Source organism: Microcoleus asticus IPMA8, assembly GCF_013179805.1.
GTDB lineage: Bacteria > Cyanobacteriota > Cyanobacteriia > Cyanobacteriales > Microcoleaceae > Microcoleus > Microcoleus asticus.
This window is the reverse complement of the sequence record NZ_SRRZ01000264.1, coordinates 1-2594: the sequence shown is the minus strand read 5'-3', so window position 1 is coordinate 2594 and position 2594 is coordinate 1. Positions and strand designations below refer to the sequence as shown.

Annotated in this window: 2 protein-coding genes; both read left to right on the top strand. The window is 50.0% G+C overall.

What is annotated here, in order from left to right; all coding sequences use genetic code 11:
• The first annotated feature begins 405 nt into the window (after positions 1–405).
• Positions 406–864: a GatB/YqeY domain-containing protein gene (locus tag E5S67_RS31635; RefSeq protein ID WP_172193402.1), complete on the top strand. Its 459-nt coding sequence runs from the start codon at positions 406–408 to the stop codon at positions 862–864.
• A gap of 403 nt (positions 865–1267) precedes the next feature.
• Positions 1268–2594: serine/threonine-protein kinase (locus tag E5S67_RS31630; RefSeq protein ID WP_172193399.1), on the top strand; the 1327-nt coding region annotated here is incomplete at its 3' end.

Here is a 2594-nt window from a genome sequence, read left to right as displayed (position 1 = left end):
AGAATTCTTTAAGATGCACCGTACTTGCTCTCCCTTTTTGGACACAATACGTAATTTACCATCATTTAAGCCTTAACTGAACCGTATTGGGTTAAAGATAGAGTTTTCTACGTAATTATGCTGTGTGATACCCCAGGCTGCGGAATGTGGGCTCTAGCGATATCATTACTGGCAGAAGTACGATCGCACTTCTGCCCCTACGTCTCAATATTCTGGCGCGAGCCAATTTGGGGTCGAGGCTGGAAGTCTAGCCGCCCAAAATTCGGTCGAAGGCCGAAGGCATCCGGGTTTAATGCAATAAAAATGCCACCAACAGGCAATAAACTTGAAAAATACTGTAAAAAAAATTAAGAATCGGGAGCGAACTCCAGATTTTTGATATCGGGCAAAGCAAGGTAGAAATCGATGAGCTTAAGAGAACGCATTGACGCAGAAATCAAAGCAGCCATGAAGTCCAAGGACAAAGTTCGGTTGGAAACAGTTCGCGGCATCAAGAAATTTATTCTCGAAAAAGAAGTCAGCCTCCGTCCCTCCGGCCAAGACACGCTGACAGAAGCTCAAGAACTGGAAATTTTGATGCAAATAGCGAAACAGCGCCGGGATTCGATCGAACAATACCGCAAAGGCGGCCGCGAAGATTTAGTCGCACAAGAGGAGGCGGAGTTAGCAATTGTTGAAGAGTATTTGCCGCCGCAGATGTCAGACGAAGAGGTGAGTCAAGTCGTTGACGAAGTGATTGCTTCGGTTGGCGCTACTTCTGCAAAAGATATGGGCAAGGTGATGGGCAAGGCAATGCAGCAGCTTAAAGGCAAAGCAGACGGTAACAGAATTCAAGACATGGTGAAAGCAAAGCTTAGTCAATAGTCAGCAGTCAGCAGTCAGCAGTCAGTAGTCAGTAGACAGTAGACATCTCCCATAAATAATCTCAAGCTTTATAGAGATGTATGGCTTAGGCCGAGGGGCGACAATTTATTAGGGCTAAGACCAAAAGACCCGGTTTCTACGAAAAATCGTGCATTTCTCCCTTGAGATATTGACGCAGAAACCGGGTTTTTGCTCGGATCTGCGGGTTGCAACCTGTGTATTTTCGTGAAAAGACCCGGTTTCTCAGCATCCTTGCGTTCAATAATGTCAAAAAAATGTACAATGCTAATTTTGGTCGGGACTGGGGACTACAGACAGTGAAGTATGCTCAAGAGCATTAAAGACATAGCATTACTAAGTCTGTGAGCGATGGTCTATTTTTTAACAGTTTCTACTTAAACTTATGCAGCCACCTATTGCTATTGGAACTCTCCTACAAAACCGCTACCGCTTGGTGAATATTTTAGGTCAAGGAGGATTTGGCCGGACTTATTTAGTAGAAGATTTGGGGCGGTTTCAAGAACGCTGCGCCCTGAAGGAATTGATTCCGGTGCAAAGCGGGCCTTACGTTTTGGAAAAATCGAAGGAATTGTTTCAAAGAGAGGCGGCAATACTTTACCAAATTGGGCACCCACAAATTCCCCAGTTTCGGGCAATATTTGAAGAGAACCAGCGTTTGTTTTTAGTGCAGGATTACGTGGAAGGGATGACTTACCGCGAACTGCTGCTCGATCGAACTTCAACAGGCCGCACCTTCACCGAAGCCGAAGTCTTGGTATTTATCCGGCAAATGCTGCCGGTACTCGCTCACATCCACGCCCGCGGCATCATCCACCGCGACATCTCCCCAGAAAATATCATCCGTAGGGAAAACGACCAAATGCCCGTGCTGATTGACTTTGGAGTGGTGAAGGAACTCGCCACCAAAGTCCAGTCTCCCGAAGGAACAGCCCACGCGACAACTGTCGGTAAAATCGGCTACGCGCCGATGGAACAGTTGCAAAGCGGGCGGGCTACAGCCAGCAGCGACCTCTACGCTTTAGCTGTAACGGCGATCGTCCTGCTGACGGGCAAAGAACCGCAGGAATTGCTCGATCAAACAACGCTGCAGTGGAATTGGCAGCAGCGAGTGCAGGTGAGCACGGGTTTGGCTTTGGTGCTGAATCGGATGTTGAGCCGGTCTCCGGGCGATCGATATCAATCTGTCAGCGAAGTCGCCCAAGCACTCGACAACCAAACTAATCCTAAACCTAGCCAGCCGCCAACTGTACCCCCTGCGCCAGCAGCGGTGCCGTCAAATGCTTCGCTAATACCAACGGTGGCCGTGGGCCGATCGCCGGAGCCAGCCGCCCAGAGTTCCCACCCCCAAAACCAGCCAGACCCGTTAATTGAGCCTGTTGGCGGCTCTTTTTGGGACAATCCCATTGCTGCGATCGGACTGCTGACGGGCTTAGTAATCTTGACTGGCTTCGGTTCCTGGGCTTTAGTCGGCTCATTTCTCAACAATTCGCGCCCCAAACCCACTCCGACACCGCCAGCACTTACCAGTCCGACCCCGACACTAACTCCGGTACCAAACCCGCTACCTTTGCCAACCCCAACCCCGCAACCTTTGCCAACCCCAAGCCCAGAACCTTTGCCGGAACCGAGCCCAGAACCTTTGCCGGAACCGAGCCCAGAACCTTTGCCGGAACCGAGCCCAGAACCTTTGCCGGAACCGAGCCCAGAAC